At 61.0% G+C, this 18,437-nt stretch carries 19 protein-coding genes; all 19 read right to left on the bottom strand.

The features are described 5' to 3' along the window. Positions 1-102: 102 nt before the first annotated feature. Positions 103-1,101, bottom strand: coding sequence for an ADP-ribosylglycohydrolase family protein (locus tag LCH64_RS05210; protein ID WP_226499662.1), 999 nt, complete (start codon positions 1,099-1,101; stop codon positions 103-105). Continuing rightward, positions 1,098-1,811, bottom strand: a complete 714-nt coding sequence (locus LCH64_RS05205) for a GntR family transcriptional regulator (protein ID WP_045122582.1) — start codon at positions 1,809-1,811, stop codon at positions 1,098-1,100. Before LCH64_RS05205 ends, LCH64_RS05210 begins: the two co-directional genes overlap by 4 nt. Before the next feature lie 186 nt (positions 1,812-1,997). Further along, positions 1,998-2,966: an L-arabinose ABC transporter permease AraH gene (araH, locus tag LCH64_RS05195; RefSeq protein ID WP_045122821.1), complete on the bottom strand. Its 969-nt coding sequence runs from the start codon at positions 2,964-2,966 to the stop codon at positions 1,998-2,000. Positions 2,967-2,978: 12 nt separating this feature from the next. Beyond that, complete coding sequence (araG, locus tag LCH64_RS05190; protein WP_226499661.1) at positions 2,979-4,523, bottom strand: L-arabinose ABC transporter ATP-binding protein AraG; 1,545 nt, start codon at positions 4,521-4,523, stop codon at positions 2,979-2,981. Between the two features lie 33 nt (positions 4,524-4,556). Continuing rightward, positions 4,557-5,561: a substrate-binding domain-containing protein gene (locus LCH64_RS05185; protein ID WP_103484723.1), complete on the bottom strand. Its 1,005-nt coding sequence runs from the start codon at positions 5,559-5,561 to the stop codon at positions 4,557-4,559. Positions 5,562-5,839: 278 nt separating this feature from the next. Continuing rightward, a complete protein-coding gene (locus LCH64_RS05180; protein ID WP_226499660.1) occupies positions 5,840-6,658 on the bottom strand; it encodes an SDR family oxidoreductase in 819 nt (272 codons plus the stop codon). A 270-nt stretch (positions 6,659-6,928) separates the two neighbouring features. Further along, positions 6,929-7,804: an SMP-30/gluconolactonase/LRE family protein gene (locus LCH64_RS05175; protein WP_226499659.1), complete on the bottom strand. Its 876-nt coding sequence runs from the start codon at positions 7,802-7,804 to the stop codon at positions 6,929-6,931. Between the two features lie 132 nt (positions 7,805-7,936). Next, the gene (locus LCH64_RS05170; RefSeq protein WP_045122583.1) at positions 7,937-8,653 is read right to left on the bottom strand and encodes a FadR/GntR family transcriptional regulator; all 717 of its coding nucleotides are present in this window, start codon (positions 8,651-8,653) and stop codon (positions 7,937-7,939) included. Positions 8,654-8,845: 192 nt separating this feature from the next. Beyond that, positions 8,846-9,406, bottom strand: a complete 561-nt coding sequence (locus LCH64_RS05165) for a DUF1285 domain-containing protein (protein ID WP_003227023.1) — start codon at positions 9,404-9,406, stop codon at positions 8,846-8,848. A gap of 16 nt (positions 9,407-9,422) precedes the next feature. After that, complete coding sequence (locus LCH64_RS05160) at positions 9,423-10,028, bottom strand: DUF4823 domain-containing protein (protein ID WP_003227024.1); 606 nt, start codon at positions 10,026-10,028, stop codon at positions 9,423-9,425. A 169-nt stretch (positions 10,029-10,197) separates the two neighbouring features. After that, positions 10,198-11,166 carry a radical SAM protein gene (locus LCH64_RS05155; protein WP_103484729.1) on the bottom strand — a complete coding sequence of 323 codons (969 nt, stop codon included), beginning with the start codon at positions 11,164-11,166 and terminating at the stop codon, positions 10,198-10,200. A gap of 137 nt (positions 11,167-11,303) precedes the next feature. Then, the gene (locus tag LCH64_RS05150) at positions 11,304-11,942 is read right to left on the bottom strand and encodes a TetR/AcrR family transcriptional regulator (protein ID WP_045122584.1); all 639 of its coding nucleotides are present in this window, start codon (positions 11,940-11,942) and stop codon (positions 11,304-11,306) included. A 341-nt stretch (positions 11,943-12,283) separates the two neighbouring features. Beyond that, positions 12,284-13,069 carry a TatD family hydrolase gene (locus tag LCH64_RS05145; RefSeq protein ID WP_226499658.1) on the bottom strand — a complete coding sequence of 262 codons (786 nt, stop codon included), beginning with the start codon at positions 13,067-13,069 and terminating at the stop codon, positions 12,284-12,286. A 15-nt stretch (positions 13,070-13,084) separates the two neighbouring features. Further along, the gene (locus LCH64_RS05140) at positions 13,085-13,441 is read right to left on the bottom strand and encodes a PilZ domain-containing protein (protein WP_003227030.1); all 357 of its coding nucleotides are present in this window, start codon (positions 13,439-13,441) and stop codon (positions 13,085-13,087) included. A 42-nt stretch (positions 13,442-13,483) separates the two neighbouring features. Continuing rightward, entirely contained in the window at positions 13,484-14,467 is a 984-nt protein-coding gene (locus LCH64_RS05135) for a DNA polymerase III subunit delta' (protein WP_003227032.1), read from the bottom strand. Next, the gene (tmk, locus tag LCH64_RS05130; RefSeq protein ID WP_201136878.1) at positions 14,460-15,092 is read right to left on the bottom strand and encodes a dTMP kinase; all 633 of its coding nucleotides are present in this window, start codon (positions 15,090-15,092) and stop codon (positions 14,460-14,462) included. The genes LCH64_RS05135 and tmk overlap by 8 nt, the downstream gene beginning before the upstream one ends. A gap of 19 nt (positions 15,093-15,111) precedes the next feature. After that, positions 15,112-16,284 carry an endolytic transglycosylase MltG gene (gene mltG / locus LCH64_RS05125; RefSeq protein WP_226499657.1) on the bottom strand — a complete coding sequence of 391 codons (1,173 nt, stop codon included), beginning with the start codon at positions 16,282-16,284 and terminating at the stop codon, positions 15,112-15,114. Positions 16,285-16,287: 3 nt separating this feature from the next. After that, complete coding sequence (gene pabC, locus LCH64_RS05120; protein ID WP_226499656.1) at positions 16,288-17,103, bottom strand: aminodeoxychorismate lyase; 816 nt, start codon at positions 17,101-17,103, stop codon at positions 16,288-16,290. After that, positions 17,103-18,347, bottom strand: a complete 1,245-nt coding sequence (gene fabF / locus LCH64_RS05115; RefSeq protein ID WP_003227039.1) for a beta-ketoacyl-ACP synthase II — start codon at positions 18,345-18,347, stop codon at positions 17,103-17,105. The genes pabC and fabF overlap by 1 nt, the downstream gene beginning before the upstream one ends. Between the last annotated feature and the right edge of the window lie 90 nt (positions 18,348-18,437).

Here is an 18,437-nt window from a genome sequence, read left to right as displayed (position 1 = left end):
CGTAAATCCAAACAATGGGGTATGTCTGACACAGTGTGTCGGCAGGGTTTGGGGCCGCTTCGCAGCCCAGCGGGAGCAAGCTCCCTCGCCACAGTTATGTGGTCAGCGCAAGGCCAACAGCCCCTGCACCAACGGTTCAAGCTCCAGATGATTAACCGCTTTGACCGTGGCAATCATCGGCGCCGGCCAGCTCTCGAGACCCAGGCAGGCCCCGAGCATGGCGCCAAGAATCGCTGCGATGGTGTCGGTGTCGCCGCCAAGACTGGCGGCCATGCACAACGCATCGAATGCGCTCATCTCGCCGACCGCCACTTGCTGCGCCAAAGCGAACGACACCACCACCGATTCCTGCGATGCCACCGAAGTGCCGATCACGTCGTACAGCAGATCCGCCAGCAGTGCCTTGTCACTGTCGACGCTGATGGTTCGCGCCCAACTGATGCGCGAAGCAATACGTCCACCGGCGACCCAGTGCCCGTGCGCTTCCGCCTGTTGCGCAATCTGCTGGCCGAGGTTCAACGCCTCGCCCAGATCCATGCCGTTGATCCCGGCCGAGACCACTGCCGCGACCGCCGCCGCGCTGGAAATTCCCAGTGTGGTGTTGTGCGTGACCTGACAGGCCTGAACCACGGCTGCGATGAAACGCTCGGGATCGGCGACGTCTGCCGCGATGCCCACCGGAGTAATGCGCATGGCCGCGCCGTTGGTGGTGCCGTAACGCCCGGCCTCCTCCGGCGAGTGACCGGCGAGGATCATTTCAATGGCGCGTTTGGTCGATGGCCCGAGCAGGTCCTGCGAACCCTTGGCCTGCATCTCGGCTTCCCACTCGATCAGCCGCTGGGCGAGGACTGCCGGTTCGATGCGGCCCTTGCCTTCAATCAGCAACTCGCCGACCAGAATCGCCTGTTCGGTGTCATCGGTGATCGAACCCTTGGGCATGTTGGCGGCGATCGGTTGCAGGGGACCAGCGTCCTGCAGATCAGTGATTTTGCCGAAGCGGGTCCTGATCGTTTCGCGGTTCAGCGATTGCGTCGGCATACCCAGCGCATCACCGAGGGCCAGGCCATAAAACGCACCGAGGGCACGGTTGAGCGCGGTCATTTCGATTCTCCAAATTGCAGGTGCAGGCGGAAATGCACCGGGTCGAGCAGGCTTTCGACCTGCTCCATGAAACGGTTCTGCCGGTCGTAGGTGGTGCGCAGGGCCTTGAGGAAAACGGTGCCGACCGGGCGCCCGAGCAGTTCGGCGTCTTCGGCATTCAGCGGTTCGGCGCCGATCCACTGATCACCGCGCTCGCCGATGTAGCCGTACGCAGCAAGGGTGATGGTCAGGGAGTTGTCGATCAAACCAACCCGCGGCAGGCTTTCCAGGCCTCCGGTCGCCGGCATCAAAGAGCGTTCGAGGGACACCAGGGTGCCATCGTTGGAACGACGGCGCCGGTCGAGGGTGATGAATTGCTCGGTGCCGAAGCGCGAGAGCAGATCGGGCCGGGTCACGGCTTCCAGACGCAGCACTTCGGTGTTGATCAGCGCCCCGCTGTCGGCCAGCGCCTGCGCCCAGCCACTGCGCTGATCGAGCACCACACCGTCAAACGTGACGATCGAGCCGACCCCGCTTTGCGTGGCGATGTAATTGCGCCGCTTCAGCTCGGCCAGCGCTTCGCGCAACGTGCCACGGCTGACATTGAATTCCTGAGCCAACTGATGCTCGCCGGGCAACAGAAAGCCGTCCTCCATGAGGCCGCTTTCGATGCGCCGGACGAGTTCGTCGACCACCCGTTGTTTCTTGTCAAATCGTACCTGTCTAATCATGTACAAAGTGATAACCGAAACGGGCGCGGACGAGCAAGGGAAATTTGCGGGGGCAGACAGAAGGCGGGGGATGACGCAGTCCATTGTGGGAGCGGGCTTGCTCGCGAATGCGGAGTGTCAGTCAACATTTTCGGCGACTGATACACCGCATTCGCGAGCAAGCCCGCTCCCACAGGGGAATTGTGATTACCGTTGTTTGAGGCGGTCGATGACCACCGCCAACAGCAGAATCGAACCGCGAATCACATACTGATAAAACGTATCGATGTTCTTCAGGTTCATCGCATTCTCGATGATCGCCAGAATCAGCACCCCGGCAATCACATGGCGGATCATGCCGATCCCGCCGCTCAGCGACACGCCGCCGAGCACACATGCCGAGATCACCGTCAGCTCGAAACCCTGGCCAATCATCGGCTGCCCGGAGGTCATGCGCGACGCCAGAATCACCCCGGCCAGCGCACCGATCACGCCGTGTACGGCGAAGATGATGATCTTGGTCCGGTCAACGTTGACGCCAGCGAGCAACGCCGCTTCCTGGTTGCCACCGATGGCCATGGTGTTGCGCCCATAGGTGGTGTAGTTCAGCAGCCAGCCGAAAAACAGGAAGCAGACGATGGTGATCAGGATCGGCACCGGCACGCCGAACAACTGGCCGTTGCCGAAGACGAAGAACGATTCCTGCGACACACCCACCGCTTTGCCGTTGGCAAAAATGTAGGCCAGGCCACGGACGATCTGCATGGTCGCCAGTGTGGTAATCAGCGCATTGACCCGCAGCTTGGCAATCACGATGCCGTTGATCAGCCCGACAATCAGGCCCATCACCAGCGCCGCACTGACGCCGAGGAACACGCTGTTGGTGTCGCGCATCACCACCGCCGCAACCACCCCGGCGCAGGCGATCACCGAGCCCACCGACAGGTCGAAATGCCCTGACGCCAGGCAGTAGAGCATGGTGCACGCGGCAATGCCGGTGGTGGAAATCGCCAGCCCCAGCCCGCGCATGTTCAGCGGCGAAAGGAAGTTGTCGATCAGCAAGGTGCAAGCGAGGAAGATACCGATGGCCGCCAGCAGCATGACCCAGTCATCGAGGAAGCGCCGCAGGTCCAGCGGTTTGCGGGGGGTCGGCAGCGCCTTGTTTTGGATGGTCATCATGTTCACCTCTCAGTTTGCCACGCCGTCAGCGCGATGGCGCGGCAAAGCCAGTTGCAGCAGGTTGGATTCATTGGCCTGGTCGCGGCTGACTTCGCCGCGCAGCGCGCCTTCGCAAAGCACCAGAATGCGGTCGGAAATGCCCATGACTTCCATCAGGTCGCTGGAAACGACGATCACCGAAATGCCATCGGCGGCCAGGTTATGGATGATCTGGTAGATCTCGGCCTTGGCGCCGATGTCGATGCCGCGAGTCGGCTCGTCGAGCAGCAAGACCTTCATCGGCATCGACAGCCAGCGACCGAGAATCGCCTTCTGCTGATTGCCGCCGGACAGGAATTTGATCTGCTGCCCGGCGTGCGGGGTTTTGACTTTCAGCGCCTTGATCTGCTTGTCGGCATTGCCCTTCTCCCACAGCCCGCGCAGCAGGCAGCCGAGGCTGGCATTGGCGCCGCGCGCGCTGATGTTGATGTTCTCGGCAACGCTGGCCAGCGGGATGATCCCTTCTTTTTTCCGGTCCTCGGGGCACAGCAGGATCCCGGCGGCAATCGCGTCGCGCGGTGAGCGCAATTTCAATTCATGACCGCGCAATTCGAGGCGTCCGGCGCTGTTGCGCTCAAGCCCGCTGAGCAAGCGAAACAGCTCGGTGCGCCCGGCCCCGACCAGACCGAACAGGCCGAGAATCTCGCCCTTGTGCGCCTCGAAACTCACCGGCTCGCGCAGCCCCGGGCCGAGCAAACCGTCGACCTTCAACGCCACCGCGCCGCGTGGACGGCTGCGGTAATCGTAGATGTCCTGAATGTCGCGCCCGACCATGCAGGTCACCAGTTGATCGTGGGTCAACTGGCTCATGTCGTCGAAGGTGCGCACGTAACGGCCGTCCTTGAACACCGTCACTGCATCGCAAATACGGAACACTTCTTCCATGCGATGGGAGACGTAGAGCACCACTTTGCCCTCATCGCGCAGGCGACTGATGATCGCCATCAAACGGTCGATCTCGCGCGCCGAGAGGCTGCTGGTCGGCTCATCGAAGGCGATCACATGCGCGCCACGGGACAGCGCCTTGGCAATTTCCACCAGTTGCCGCTGACCGAGCGACAGGCGCCCGACCTTGGTTTGCGGATCGATTTCATCGGCCAGGCCCTTGAGGCAGGCCAGGGCATTCTGGCGCAGGACGCCACGATTGATCAGGCCGAAACTGGCCGGCAGGTGGCCAAGAAACAGGTTCTCGGCGACGGTCATTTCCGGCACCAGGTGCAGCTCCTGGTGGATCACCGCGACGCCGCTGCCAATGCTGTCGGCCGTCGACTTGAACGCCATGGTCTGCTCGCCGATCTGCAACTCGCCACTGCTGGGGATGTAGGCGCCGCCGAGGATTTTCAGCAGAGTCGATTTACCGGCACCGTTCTCGCCCATCAAGGCGTGCACCTGCCCCGGGTGAGCGACGAAGCTGATGGCGTCCAGCGCCTTGACCCCGGGGAAGGTCTTGCCGATTCCGTTGAAGCGCAGGCTGCCGCCGGCGCTGCTTGCATGTGTCTGTACTTGCGCGTGCATCTGAGTCACCTCTTCACTCCGATCGAGCAGCCATCAATTCCACAGGCCGATTTTTTCCAGCTCTTGCTTGAAGTTCTCGCGGGTGATCAGGGTGACGTCGTCCATCGCCGTGTACTTCGGCGGCTCTTTGCCGGTGGTGACCCACTCGTACATCATCTCGGCGGTCTTGTAGCCTTCGATGTGCGGGCTAGGCAGCATCGAACCGAAGAAACCGCTGTTGGGCTTTTTCAGTTCGCCGATGGCGTCGGTGCCATTGATGCCGATGCCAATCACGTTGGCCGCAGCGAACCCGGCGGCTTCGGTAGCGCGTACGCCGCCGAGCACGGTGTTGTCGTTCATGCCGCCGATGATCAGGTTCTTCGCCGCGCTTGGCAGCTTGACCAGCGCCGAGTTGGTGGCGTCCATGCTGCCCGGCACGTCGAGGGTTTTGAGCGCGGCGGTCAGGATGTGCTCTTTCGGCAGGCCGGCGTCTTCGAGCGCCTTCATCGAACCGTCGGTGCGCTTCTTGCCGGTGTCGAGCTCGTTGTAGGTGTTGACCACCGCGTAGGTGTCTTTCCAGTCCCAGTTGCGTTTCTTCGCTTCGGCAACCATCGCGTTGCCCTGCTTCTGGCCGACTTCGAACGCCGCCATGCCGAGGTACGGCACGTCTTCCATGAACTTGCCGTTGGCGTCGACGAAGCGGTCGTCCACGGCGATCACTTTGAGGTCATTGAGTTTGGCTTTGGCCATGATCGCGGGGCCGAGCGAGACGTCCGGCGGGCAGATCACGAAGCCTTTCGCGCCATTGGCCGCAAGGCTGTCGATGGCCGAGAGGGTTTTCTCGCCGTCCGGCACGGCGATCTTGATCAGTTCGAAGCCTTTGTCCTTGGCGGCTTTTTCAGCGAAGGCCCACTCGGTCTGGAACCACGGTTCTTCAGCCTGCTTGACCAGAAAACCGATTTTCACGGTGTCGGCAGCCAGCAGCGAGCTGCTCAGACTGAACGCGGTGACCGCCAGCGCGGCACTGCACAGGGTACGAATCCCGAAACGACGTTTCATAAGCTGACTCCTTGTTATTTTTTTTGAGCAAATTAAACAGTTTGTGGCGAGGGAGCTTGCTCCCGCTGGGCTGCGAAGCGGCCCTAAAACCGGTTACCTCGGTCAATCAAACACACCGCGCAGCCCGAATTTACGACTGCTGCGCAGCCGAGCGGGAGCGAGCTCCCTCGCCACAGGTGTGGTGGCGTGACACGTACTGCTGCAAAGCCTGTTGAAAATAGTCATATCGTATGATGATTGGATTTCAGACGGAGTTCATCGCCTGAAACCGAATCCATTCAGTCGTGGTACATCACCGAGCGCCCACCATCGATGGTGATGCACGAGGCGTTGATGAACGGCGCTTCATCACTGGCCAGGAACACGGCGGTCATCGCCACTTCCATCGGCTGGCCGATGCGTTTCGGCGGGTGCAGATCAAACGCGCGCTGACGCTCGGCGTGCGGATCGGCAAAGCCGTTCCAGTAATCAACGTTCAGTTGCGTCTCGATGTAGCCCGGGGCAATAGCGTTGACCCGAACGCCCTTCGATGCGTATTCGATGCCCAGCGCCCGCGTCAGTCCGAGCAGGCCGTGCTTGGCCACCGGGTACGGGAAGCAACCGGGAATGATCTGGCTGGAATGGGTCGAGGCAATATTGATGATGCTGCCGACGCCCTGCTCGATCATCTGCGGCAGCACGGCTTTGCAACCGTACCAGGCGCCGTCCAGGTCGATGGCGAAGCAGCGATGCCAGTCTTCTTCGGTCATTTGCAGCGGATCGCGGAACACGTTGACCCCGGCGCAGTTGACCAGCACGTCGATGCGTCCGTGCAGTTCGATCGCCAGTCTGGCCATGGCGTGCAGGTCTTGCTGACGCGAAACGTCGGCCTTGATCGCCTGCACGTCGTAGCCCTTGTCGCGCCAGTGGGCGGCAACCTTTTCGACCTTCTCTGCCTGGATATCGCTGATCACCAGTCTGGCCTGCTGCGAGGCGAAGGTGGCAACGATGGCTTCGCCGATGCCTTGAGCGGCGCCGGTCAGCAGCACGACTTTGTTTTTCAGGCGCTCACCCTTCGGCGGCGCGGGCACCGGCGGCAAGGAAAGAGGTTCAGCCATGGATCATGACTCCTGTTCGTCAGCACAAAAAAACCGGGCATCTGCCGATGTCCGGTCTGGAAGATTGTGAAAACAAAACAGGCAGGCGCGGCGAGCGACGCTGGGCCGTTGCGAGACGCTGACTCCGCTGAGGAGTGCGATAGAGATTCGCTGCATCACTTCACCTGTTTTGTTCTTTTTAAGTGTGAGTGCGTGTTACTGCTGGAACCGACTATAAACCCGACCGCCGAATAATCTCAATATATAATTTTGCATCCCATATTATGGGATTTAACCCGCAAACCGCGTGCAGAGTTTGCCCGGCACGTCGACCCGCATCGACAGCACCGCGCCATCCAGTGGATGGTTGTGCGGACTCTGGGCGCTGGTGATGTACAGGATTTTCAGGTCTTCACCGCCGAATACACAACTGGTCGGACGGCTGACGGGCAGATCGATTGTGCGCTCGACCTTGCCCTCCGGGCTCAGGCGCAGCAGGCAACTGCCATCCCAGCGGGCGTTCCACACATAACCTTCGGCGTCCATCGCCGAACCGTCCGGGCCGCCCTGCCCGTCTGCGCCGTACCAGGCCTCGGGGCTGCCGAGATTGCCGTCGGTGTGAATGAAATAGCGATTGAGCGCCCCGTCGAGGCTGTCGCCGAACAGCAGCGTGGTGCCGTCATCGCTCCATAGCAGGGTGTTGGGAATCCCCAGACCGCGCAGCAATGGCGTGACGCGCTGATCGGGATCGATACGGAACAGGCCACCGGAGCGGCGCACGATTGGCAGGTCTTCGCCATTTTCGCCGATGTTGTTCTGCATGGTGCCAAGCCACAGTCGGCCCAGTGCGTCGCAGCGCGCCTCGTTGGGCCGGTTGCCCGGTTGCGGGTCGGCGATGCAGAACAGCGTCAGGCGCGGTTCGAGGCCGGGGGAATCGAGATCAAGGCGATACACGCCGCTGCTCAGGGTCACCAGCGCATCGCCGCTGGCACACGGAATGAACGCCGAAACGTGCTCGGGCATCTGCCAGATCTGCACATTGTTGCCGATCAGCCGCAGCGCTTGCTGGCCGGCGATATCGACCCAGTACAGCGCCTGGGTGGGAGCGTCCCAGAATGGCCCTTCACCGAGTTTGGCGCGATGTTGGGTTACGGCGGTCAACGGCATATTGAATCCTTCATGTTGTTGTTTTAACTGTAGGAGTGAGCCTGCTCGCGATAGCGGTGGGTCAGTGACGACGATTGTGACTGACCCACCGCTATCGCGAGCAGGCTCACTCCTACAGGGGGATGTGTGTTTTCAGCTGGCTTTTTTGTCGGCCATCACCTGCGGGTAAAAGCGTTTGATCGCCAGGTCGGCGTTGTCGATCAGGGTCATGCAGGCCCACACCCCGCGCGCGGCATCGCGGGTGGCGATGGCGTCGGCCATGTCCTTGTGGATCGGTAATGTGCGACGCAGTTCGTCGGGGTCGGCAGCGGAGACTTCAAACGACACAGCAAGCAAGGCGCCGAGGGCCGGGACCATTTGCTCGATGAACTGGTTGTGGCTGGCCGCCAGAATGCATTCGTGGAAGGACTGGTCGGCGCGGTTGTAATCGATGCCGCTGTCGACAGCCCGCTCCAGCGCGTTGTAGGCCAGTTGCACGGCCTGAATCTGCTCAAGCGTGGCGCGCTCGCAGGCCCAGCGCACGGCCATTGGTTCGATGGTGCGGCGCAGGTCGAGCAGGTCATCGACGAAGTTTTCCGGCAGACCGTTGCGCGACAGCCAGCCGACGACTTGCGGATCGAACAGATTCCAGCGCCGCACCGGCAACACGCGGGTACCGACTTTCGGCCCGACTTCGAGCATGCCTTTGGCGACGAGGGTCTTGATCGCTTCGCGGATCACGGTGCGGCTGACACCGAGCTGCTGGCCCAGATCTGCCTCGACCTTGATCGCCTGCCCCGGCTTGACCTGGCCGGCGGCAATCCAGCTGCCCAGCCAATCGACCGTTGATGCATGAAAGCTGCTGGACATGGAGACCTCAAAGCGGGTGGCGATGGGTGTCCACGCTAATGATCATATGATTGGGAGTCAAATCAGATTTTGCGGATGTACATAGATCAATGTGGGAGGGGGCTTGCTCCCGAAGGCAATACATCAGTCACTGCATAGGGTGACTGTCACACCGCCTTCGGGAGCAAGCCCCCTCCCACATTCGATTCATTGTCAGGGTTCGAGGCCGATGCGGAAGAACTCGCCGCCGCTCCACACGCCCAACCAGCGTTGCCCGTCGATTTCACGACTGACCGCCAGCTCCACCAGTTGGTAAAACACATTGCGGTGAATCAGCGCTTCGAGGTTGCTGCGCACATGCACATAAGGCGCGGGCTCTTGAGTCGCCGGATCGATCTCGACGCGGATCGGATGTTCCGGCCCGGCCTCGGCGGTCTCCTCGACATTGGTGGTGAAGCGCAGTACCTGCGCCTCACCCTCGCCTTCGACTTCCACAGCAATCGCCACGAACGGCGCATCGTCGACCTTGATCCCGACCTTTTCGACCGGGGTAATCAGGAAGTAATCATCGCCGTCGCGGCGGATGATGGTGGAGAACAGCTTGACCATCGGCTTGCGCCCGATCGGCGTGCCCAGGTAATACCAGGTGCCGTCGCGGGCGATGCGCATGTCGATGTCGCCGCAGAAGTCCGGATTCCACAAGTGCACCGGCGGTAAGCCTTTGGTTTTGGGGATCTGTCCCAACAGGTCATTGGCTTTTTGCGGGCCACTCATGGCGTACTCCTTGGGTTTATTGGTCGCTGATCCCCAGCAGGCTGCGCGCGTATTGCGCCAGCGGCGGGCCGATCAGGTCTTCCGGTTTGTTGTCGTGGAACGTCAGTAAACCGCCACGACTCTTGATCCGTGCAGTATCAATCAAATACTGGGTGCTGGTCTCGATCAACATGATCTGAATCACGCCGCTGTCGATGCCCAGGCGATCCACGGCTTCCTGATCGAGCCACTCATCGGAGTTGCCGATCCGGTCGTCAGACCTGGCGAAACGCGTGTACAGCAGGTAGTGCGCGCCAGCATCGCGAGCTTCGCCCAACGCCTGATCGAGTCCTTCCGGTGCACGGGCACGGCGAACCATCGGGAAGTATTCGACAAAACCCTTGAAGGCCTCTTCGGCCACTACGTTCGGCCGCGGGTAGGAACCACCCGGCGGCGCGAATGCACCCTGGGCGATGTAGATGAATGAGTCCGGCTGAATGCGGAAGTTGTTCACCCGCCGGCTGTCGCTGTGATCCAGCAGCCCCGCGTCGCTCATCTGATAGCGAGTGCCTTCGGCCATATCGCTGACAGTCATACAGCCGCCAAGCGCCAAAACGGCCAGCAGCAAAACCAGGCTACGCATCCTCATCCTCCAGAAGCCGGTGACGGAAAACCGGCGAATGGCCGTTGGATGCAGCTTTTGCGCCAGCTCAGGATCTTCGTCGAATGATGAGTTGCTTTCGCGAGCAGGCTCGCTCCCACAGGATTGCGAAAAACCCTGTGGGAGCGAGCCTGCTCGCGAAAAAGAGGAATCAGCCGCCGATGATCTTCATGACGGTCGCGCCACCGGAGAACGCCACTTCCTGCTTGTCGCCCAACGCCTTGACCAGCAGACGCTGCAATGCCGGCAGTGCCTGATGGCGCGGCTTGTCGAGCAGATCGCCGACATAGTGGCGGTTGCTCGATGACAGGCAGCCATGCAGCCAACCGGTCGAGGACAGACGCAGACGCGAACAGGTTCGGCAGAACGGCACGCTTTCGTTGGCGATCACGCCGAAATGGCCGAGCCCCGGGATCGCATAGCGCACGGCCGTAGCATCCACCGGCGCATCGGCCTGGGCGTATTCGTAGCGCTCGCCAATCAGGCTCAGCAGTTGCTGCAGGCTGACGAACTGTTGCAGGAATGCGTTGGAGTCGGTGGCGAGGTGGCCCATGCGCATCAACTCGATGAAGCGCAACTCGTAGCCGCGCTCCAGGCAGTAATCGAGCAGCGGCATCACCTGATCCAGATTCTGCCCGCGCAACGGCACCATGTTGACCTTGATCTTCAGTCCGGCGGCTTTTGCCTGGTCCATGCCATCGAGCACGGTCGCCAGATCGCCGCCACGGGCGATGCTGCGGAAGGCGCCGGCATCCAGGGTATCGAGGGACACGTTGATCCGGCGCAGACCGGCATCCACCAGCAGCGGCAGTTTTTTCGCGAGGAGTTGACCGTTGGTGGTCAGGCTGATGTCTTCCAGACCCATCTTGCCGACGGCGCTCATGAAAGATTCGAGTTTGGGGCTGACCAGCGGCTCGCCACCGGTGATGCGCAAGCGTTCGATGCCGGCGGCTTCGATCAGATAAGCCACGCCACGGGCCATGGCCTCGGCCGACAGTTCATCCTGCGCAGCCACCAACCGCTTGCCGTTGGGCACGCAGTAGGTACAGGCGTAATTGCAGGCTGAGGTCAGGCTGATGCGCAAATTGCGAAAACGCCTGCCTTGACGGTCAACGATCATGATCACTCCGGCGATAGAAAATCGAGCGACTAAAACTTGACTCACAAATCAAGTTTTAGCAAGCCCTATGCCTGAGTATATTCCTGCGCTACTGCGCCATGTAGCGAAATCATGGCGCAATAAGGCAGCTGAATGGCTCAGCTGCTTGGGATTTCCGGATCGCGCTTGCGCTTGTTGCCCATGCGCACGCCGATGTCCATCAGGAACTGGAAGAAACCTTCCTGATCTTCCAGCACATTGCTCCAGAACGGCGAGTGATACAGCGCCACCGCGCCGTGCACCAACGCCCAGGATGCGCAGTAGTGGAAGTACGGCGGCACGTCTTCGAGCTTGCCTTCGCTGATCCGGCCCTTGATCAGCAGGGTCAGGCGTTCGAAGTTCGAGGCACGGATCTTGTGCAGCTCCTCGACCATTTCCGGCACCTGATTGCCTTTTACGACCTTCTCTTCGAGGCGGTCGAACAGGCGATAGCGCTGCGGGTCACGCATGCGGAATTCGAAGTAGGCACGGGACAGCGCTTCCTTGTCCTTGTCGACATCGGCCGAATGCAGCAGCTCGTTCAAATCGCGCTCGTAATCGAGCATCAGGCGCAGGTAGATCTCGGCCTTGGACTTGAAGTGCTTGTAGATCGTGCCTTTGCCGATACCCACGGCATCAGCAATCATCTCGACGGTGACACTGTCTTCACCTTGATCGAGGAACAGCTTGAGCGCGGTATCGAGAATTTCTTGCTCGCGGCGACGAAACTCACGGACCTTACGAGGTTCTTTGTGCATAAGAAAAGGTCTGTAGGGGTCAAAATTCGAAGCCGCGTATTATGCCTAACTTGCGCAAAAATGCACGGATCATCCGACCATATCTGTGTTTGTTGTTCATTTCGGGAACGTTTGTGGCGCAATGAGAACTCATCTGAAGCGCATGTATTCCAAATTTGTTTAAAAACCCCGACCGGCCAACTGGACTGCACGCCAGACTGATCAATACTTGAACTGTCGGACGGCATCTCCCCCAAGTGCCGTGCCGATAAAGGTACCAAGGGACCGCGTGCCTTTGTTTTACTCCTAATGGTCTTAACCCGGATTCACCCCCCAGAACCCGGGTTTTTTTTGCCTGCGATTCAGGCTTTTACATAAGCCAACGGGAACAGCCGCTTGAAGTTCTCGGTGGTCTGCTCGGCAAACCGCTCATAGTTTTCTCCGCGCAGCATCGCCAGAAACTCTGCCACTTCGCGCACATACTGCGGCAGGTTCGGCTTGCCGCGATAAGGGATCGGCGCCAGATACGGCGAATCGGTCTCCACCAGCAGGCGATCGGCCGGCACCTTGCTGGCCACATCACGCAGGGCGTCGGCATTGCGAAAAGTGACGATGCCCGACAGGGAAATGTAATAACCCATGTCCAGCGCAGCCTTGGCCATGTCCCAGTCTTCGGTGAAACAATGCAGCACACCGGCCTGGGGCAACGCCGCTTCACGCAGCAGTTCGAGGGTATCGGCGCGGGCGCCTCGGGTGTGGATGATCACCGGCTTACCGGTCTGCTGGGCGGCTTGCAGGTGCAGGCGGAAGGATTCCTGCTGCAGCTCGGCGGCCTCCGGCTCGTAGTGATAATCCAGACCGGTTTCGCCGATCGCCACCACTTTCGGGTGATTGAGTTCGTGCAGCAGCCAGTCGAGCGCCGGCGCGGCGCCCGGTTGCACATCCAATGGATGCACACCGACCGAGCAATCGACGTCGTCATAACGATCGGCGAGGGCTTTGACGTCAGCGGCATTGTCCGCACTCACGCCGATGCACAGAAAGTGCCCTACCCCGCGCTGGCGCGCAGCATCGAGTGCAGCATCCAGCGAACCGTCATGGGCGGCGAGGTCGAGGCGATCAAGGTGACAATGGGAATCTACGAGCATAAAAAAGACGGCTACTTACATCGTATGAGTGGGACGGTCGGACTTCAGTGCTCCGGCCAGATGGGTTTCGATGCGACTGCGGGCGGTGTTGTCGCCCTCGTTGAATTGCACGCCGACGCCGGCGGCGCGGTTGCCCTGGGCGCCTTTGGGGGTGATCCAAGCAACTTTGCCGGCCACCGGAATCTTTTCCGCCTCGTCCATCAGGTTCAGCAGCATGAACACCTCATCGCCCAACTTGTAGCTTTTGTTGGTCGGGATGAACAGGCCACCGTTCCTGATGAACGGCATGTAGGCGGCGTAAAGCACCGATTTGTCCTTGATGGTCAGGGACAGGATGCCGTTGCGCGGCCCCGGGCTGATGGCTTCATTCATGTTGACCTCCACTGCTGATGTTCAGAGTCTAGGTACACATTCTTATCTTTGACCAGGCAATCCCGCCCATTGCACCAACAACGCTTCCAGCAGCAGTGCCGGATTGAGGTTGGCTTTGCTCAGGACTTTCTGCCGCTGGGCGAGAATCCAGTCCTGAATATCGAGGACTTTGCCCTGTGCGCTCTTCTGCGCCAGGTACTGCACGACCTTGCGCATGTCGGTCAGACCGAGGCCGGCTTCGTCCTGAGTCAACTGATAGCGCAGGATCAGGCTCGACCAGTCGCAGAACCAGTCGAACAGGCGCAGCATCGGAATGTTTTTCCACTCTTCGGCCAATTGCGTCGGCGACTGCTGTTGCTTGAGCAGCTTTTTCACCCCTTCGACCACCTGCGCCCGCTGTTCGCGCACGCCCTGGGACTGCAGGCTGACCGCCATCAACGGCGAGCCGGCGGCCAGCGTCAGCAATTCGACGCGCTCCTCTTCAGAGCACTCCGGCAACGCCTGCGCCAGCCATTGCAGGCTCATGGCCTCACCGGGCAGCGGACACGCCTGCTGCACACAGCGGCTCTTGATCGTCGGCAGCAAACGGCTCGGCTGATGACTGACCAGCAACAGCACAGTATCGCCGGAAGGCTCCTCAAGGCTCTTGAGCAGTGCGTTGGCGGCGTTGATGTTCATCGACTCCACCGGTTCGATCAGCACCACTTTGCGCCCGCCCAGTTGCGCAGTCTGCACCACGAAACTGACCAGATCGCGCACCTGATCGACCTTGATCGCCTTGTCGGCCTCCTCCGGCTCGAGGATGTAATTGTCCGGATGGCTGCCAGCCTTGAGCAACAGGCAGGACTTGCACTCGCCGCACGCCTCGGGCGTCGGACGCTGACAGAGCAGGCTGGCCATCAGGCGCTCGGCCAGCGCGCGTTTGCCGATCCCGGCCGGGCCATGCAGCAGATACGCGTGGGCGTGCTGGCTACGTCCGGCCAGTTGCTGCCAGAGGCTGTCCTGCCATGGATAGGCCTCAGCCACGAATCAGCTCCAGCAAGTTCGGAATCAAGGTATCCAGCGATTGCTGAACCTTGACCAATGGCTGACCGGCATCGATGCGCACATAGCGCGCCGGGTCGGCTTCGGCGCGTTCGAGAAACGCATTGCGTACCGCTTCGAAAAACGCTCGACCTTCCAGCTCAAAACGATCCAGACGGCCACGGGCACTGGCGCGGGCCAGGCCGATTTCCACCGGCAGATCAAAAATCAGCGTCAGATCCGGACGCAGGTCACCCTGGACGAAAGTCTCCAGCGCGGCGATGCGTTCCAGCGACAAACCGCGACCGCCCCCCTGATAAGCGTATGTCGAATCAGTGAAACGATCGCACAGCACCACCGCGCCGCGAGCCAGCGCCGGGCGGATCACTTCGGCCAGATGCTGGGCACGCGCGGCGAACACCAGCAACAGCTCGGTGTCGGGGTTCATGACCTCGTCGGCCGGGGCCAGCAGCACATCGCGGATCCGCTCGGCGAGAGGCGTACCGCCGGGTTCGCGGGTCAGCAGCACTTCGATACCTTCGGCGCGCAGGCGCTCGGCGAGGTATTCGCGGTTGGTGCTCTTGCCGGCGCCTTCCGGGCCTTCCAGGGTAATAAACAAGCCAGTCACAGGCAGTCCTTAATCAAAGTCATTGCGCGTTTTGCGGAACGGCGGCATCCGGTGTCGGTGTGGGTTCCTGAGGAGGAACCTCCGGCAGCGCCTGCGGTGCAGTATCGGGCGAAGCCGCAGGAGTCGCTTCGGTGGCTGGCGCAGCAGCCGGTGTCCCCGCCGGTGCCGGGCTGGAGCGGTAATCGGCGCGGCGCTTGAGCTGGAATTCACGCACCGCGCTGTTGTGCGCGTCCAGGTCATCGGAGAACACATGGCTGCCATCGCCACGGGCGACAAAGTACAGGCTGTTGCCTTGCACCGGGTTCAGCGCAGCATGAATCGCTTCGCGTCCGACCATTGCGATCGGCGTCGGCGGCAGCCCCGGAATCACATAGGTGTTGTAGGGCGTCGGCTCTTTGAGATGCGCGCGCGTCAGCTTGCCGGTGTAGCGGTCGCCCAGACCATAGATCACGGTCGGATCGGTCTGCAACTGCATGCCCAGCGCCATGCGGCGCACGAACACGCCGGCAATCTGCCCACGCTCCTGCGGCACTCCGGTCTCCTTCTCGACCAGCGAGGCCATGATCAGCGCCTGGTAAGGCTCGCTGTACGGAGCGTCGGCCGAGCGATTTTCCCACTCTTTGGCCAATACCTCGTCGAGTCGATCAAAGGCCTTCTTCAGCAATTCGACGTCGGAGACCCCGCGCACGAAGCGGTAGGTGTCCGGGAAGAAACGACCTTCGGGGAACAGACCGCGATGGCCGATTTTCTCCATCACTTCGCTGTCGCTCAAGCCCTTGAGGGTCTGCTCGATCTTTTCATCTTTTGCCAGCGCGGCGCGTACCTGATGGAAGTTCCAGCCCTCGACCAGCGTCAGGCTGTATTGCACCACTTCACCACGCTTCCACAAGTCGATCAGACCGTTGACGGTCATGCCCGGCTGCATGCGGTATTCACCGCTATGAATCGGCGTACCGGTCAGGTTGAAGCGCCAATAGATGCGTAACCAGAAGGCGTCCTTGATGACGCCATCGGTTTCGAGTTCAAGAAAGGTACGGGTCGGCGTCGAGCCTTTTGGCACATCCAGCAGTTCTTCCTGCGTGATGTTCAGCGGCTGTTCCAGCGCGGAATGAATTTTCCAGGCGCTGGCGCCCAGCAAAAGCCCTGCGAGAACCAGTCCGGTTTCCAGCAGCAGCAAGAGTTTACGTCTCACGAATCAGGCATCCAGTAGGGCGCGGGAAATGGTTTGCAGTTTACGGGTGAGTTTGCCAACCGGCCAGCTCAGTGCAGCGTAGGCGCGTACCGGCCAGACGCCATACACACTGTTGCAGACAAAGACTTCATCAGCCCATTGCAGCTGTTCGAGGCTGATGTCGGTGATTTGCGTGTGAATCCCCAGGGACTCGGCCTGAAACAAAATTTCCGCACGCATTACGCCGGCCACGCCACAGCGCTTCAGATCCGGGGTGATCAGTGCGCCGTCGCGCACCAGAAACAGGTTGCTGTACACGCCTTCGATGACGCGCCCGGCCTGATCGAGCATCAAGCCTTCGGCGTGTTCGCTGTCGCGCCATTCGGCACGGGCGAGCACTTGCTCCAGACGATTCAGATGTTTGAGACCAGCCAGCAAGGGCTGGTTAGCCAACCGCGTGACGCAGGGAAACAGGCGCACGCCTTGCTCGCCATGCACAGCAGGATAAGCAGCGGGCGGGTTGCCTTGCAGAATGCGTCGGCCCTGCGCCGCAGGATCGGGCGCATAGCCGCGCAAGCCGTCACCTCGGGTGAGGATCAGCTTGAGGACGCCGTCGCCCATCGCCACGGCATAGGCCAGCAGCTCGGTGCGAACCAGCTCGATATCGGCCACGATGGCCAGACGCGAGCAACCCTCGGCCAAACGCGTCAGGTGACGATCCAGCAATACTGGCTGGCCGCCGTGCACAGCGATGGTCTCGAACAGACCATCGCCGTAAGCCAGGCCGCGATCTTTCAGCGACAGAGCGTCAGCCGGCTGACCGTCGACCCAGCTGTCCATCAGCCTGCGAACCGGCGGAACGCCAACGTGCCGTTGGTGCCGCCAAACCCGAAGGAGTTGGAGAGTACGACGTCGATGTCCATGTTGCGCGCAGTGTGCGGCACGAAATCGAGATCGCAGCCTTCATCCGGCTCGTCGAGGTTGATGGTCGGCGGTGCCACCTGGCTGTTGATCGCCAGCACGCTGAAGATTGCCTCGACCGCGCCCGCCGCACCCAACAGGTGACCGGTCATGGACTTGGTGGAGCTGACCGCCAGGTTGTAGGCGTGATCACCGAACACGGTCTTGATCGCGTTGGCTTCGGCAAGGTCGCCGGCCGGGGTCGAGGTACCGTGGGCGTTGATGTACTGCACCTGGTCGATGTTGATCTTCGCATCGCGCAGGGCATTGGTGATGCAGCGAGCCGCACCGGCACCGTCCGCAGGTGGCGAGGTCATGTGGAACGCATCACCGCTGGTGCCGAAGCCGATCAGCTCGGCGTAGATCGTGGCGCCACGAGCCTTGGCGTGCTCGAGTTCTTCGAGTACCAGTGCACCGGCACCGTCAGACAGCACGAAGCCATCACGGCCCTTGTCCCAGGGACGACTGGCGCGGGTCGGCTCGTCGTTGCGGGTCGACAGCGCACGGGACGCGCCGAAGCCGCCCATGCCCAGACCGCACGCGGCCATCTCGGCACCGCCAGCGATCATCACGTCGGCCTCGTCGTACATGATGTTGCGCGCCGCCATGCCAATGCAGTGCGTACCGGTGGTACAGGCAGTGGAAATGGCGTAGTTCGGCCCCTGTGCACCCAGGTGGATGGACAGAAAACCGGAAATCATATTGATGATCGAGCCTGGCACGAAGAATGGCGAGATTCGACGCGGGCCCGTCTCATGCAGGGTACGGCTGGTTTCTTCGATGTTGGTCAGACCGCCGATGCCCGAACCCATGGCTACGCCAATGCGCTCACGGTTGGCGTCGGTGACTTCCAGACCGGCGTTGCGAACAGCCTGAAAACCCGCGGCCAGACCGTACTGAATGAACAGGTCGAGCTTGCGTGCTTCCTTGACCGACAGGTATTCCTCGACATTGAAGCCCTTTACCGAGCCGCCAAAACGGGTGGAATAGGCAGAAAGGTCGGTGTGTTCGATCAGACCAATGCCACTGCGGCCAGCCAGAATGCCCTGCCAACTGCTCGGCACATCCGTGCCCAGTGGCGACAACATACCCATACCGGTGACTACGACGCGTCTACGCGACACAGCACTCTCCTTTTTCAAATGACGACTTTGCATCAGGCCTAAAGAAAAAACCGCACGCCATGATGGCAGTGCGGTTTTTCCATGACAGCA

Source organism: Pseudomonas sp. MWU16-30322, from assembly GCF_020515535.1.
GTDB classification, from domain to species: Bacteria; Pseudomonadota; Gammaproteobacteria; order Pseudomonadales; family Pseudomonadaceae; genus Aquipseudomonas; species Aquipseudomonas fluorescens_H.
The sequence above is the reverse complement of the archived record's forward strand: the minus strand, read 5'-3'. Positions and strand labels throughout refer to the sequence as shown.

Coding starts and splice junctions, on each gene's coding strand:
- LCH64_RS05210 (WP_226499662.1), bottom strand. CDS start 1,101: ATGACCGCGCTCAACCGTGCCCTCGGTGCGTTTTATGGCCTGGCCCTC.
- LCH64_RS05205 (WP_045122582.1), bottom strand. CDS start 1,811: ATGATTAGACAGGTACGATTTGACAAGAAACAACGGGTGGTCGACGAA.
- araH (WP_045122821.1), bottom strand. CDS start 2,966: ATGACCATCCAAAACAAGGCGCTGCCGACCCCCCGCAAACCGCTGGAC.
- araG (WP_226499661.1), bottom strand. CDS start 4,523: ATGCACGCGCAAGTACAGACACATGCAAGCAGCGCCGGCGGCAGCCTG.
- LCH64_RS05185 (WP_103484723.1), bottom strand. CDS start 5,561: ATGAAACGTCGTTTCGGGATTCGTACCCTGTGCAGTGCCGCGCTGGCG.
- LCH64_RS05180 (WP_226499660.1), bottom strand. CDS start 6,658: ATGGCTGAACCTCTTTCCTTGCCGCCGGTGCCCGCGCCGCCGAAGGGT.
- LCH64_RS05175 (WP_226499659.1), bottom strand. CDS start 7,804: ATGCCGTTGACCGCCGTAACCCAACATCGCGCCAAACTCGGTGAAGGG.
- LCH64_RS05170 (WP_045122583.1), bottom strand. CDS start 8,653: ATGTCCAGCAGCTTTCATGCATCAACGGTCGATTGGCTGGGCAGCTGG.
- LCH64_RS05165 (WP_003227023.1), bottom strand. CDS start 9,406: ATGAGTGGCCCGCAAAAAGCCAATGACCTGTTGGGACAGATCCCCAAA.
- LCH64_RS05160 (WP_003227024.1), bottom strand. CDS start 10,028: ATGCGTAGCCTGGTTTTGCTGCTGGCCGTTTTGGCGCTTGGCGGCTGT.
- LCH64_RS05155 (WP_103484729.1), bottom strand. CDS start 11,166: ATGATCGTTGACCGTCAAGGCAGGCGTTTTCGCAATTTGCGCATCAGC.
- LCH64_RS05150 (WP_045122584.1), bottom strand. CDS start 11,942: ATGCACAAAGAACCTCGTAAGGTCCGTGAGTTTCGTCGCCGCGAGCAA.
- LCH64_RS05145 (WP_226499658.1), bottom strand. CDS start 13,069: ATGCTCGTAGATTCCCATTGTCACCTTGATCGCCTCGACCTCGCCGCC.
- LCH64_RS05140 (WP_003227030.1), bottom strand. CDS start 13,441: ATGAATGAAGCCATCAGCCCGGGGCCGCGCAACGGCATCCTGTCCCTG.
- pabC (WP_226499656.1), bottom strand. CDS start 17,103: ATGGACAGCTGGGTCGACGGTCAGCCGGCTGACGCTCTGTCGCTGAAA.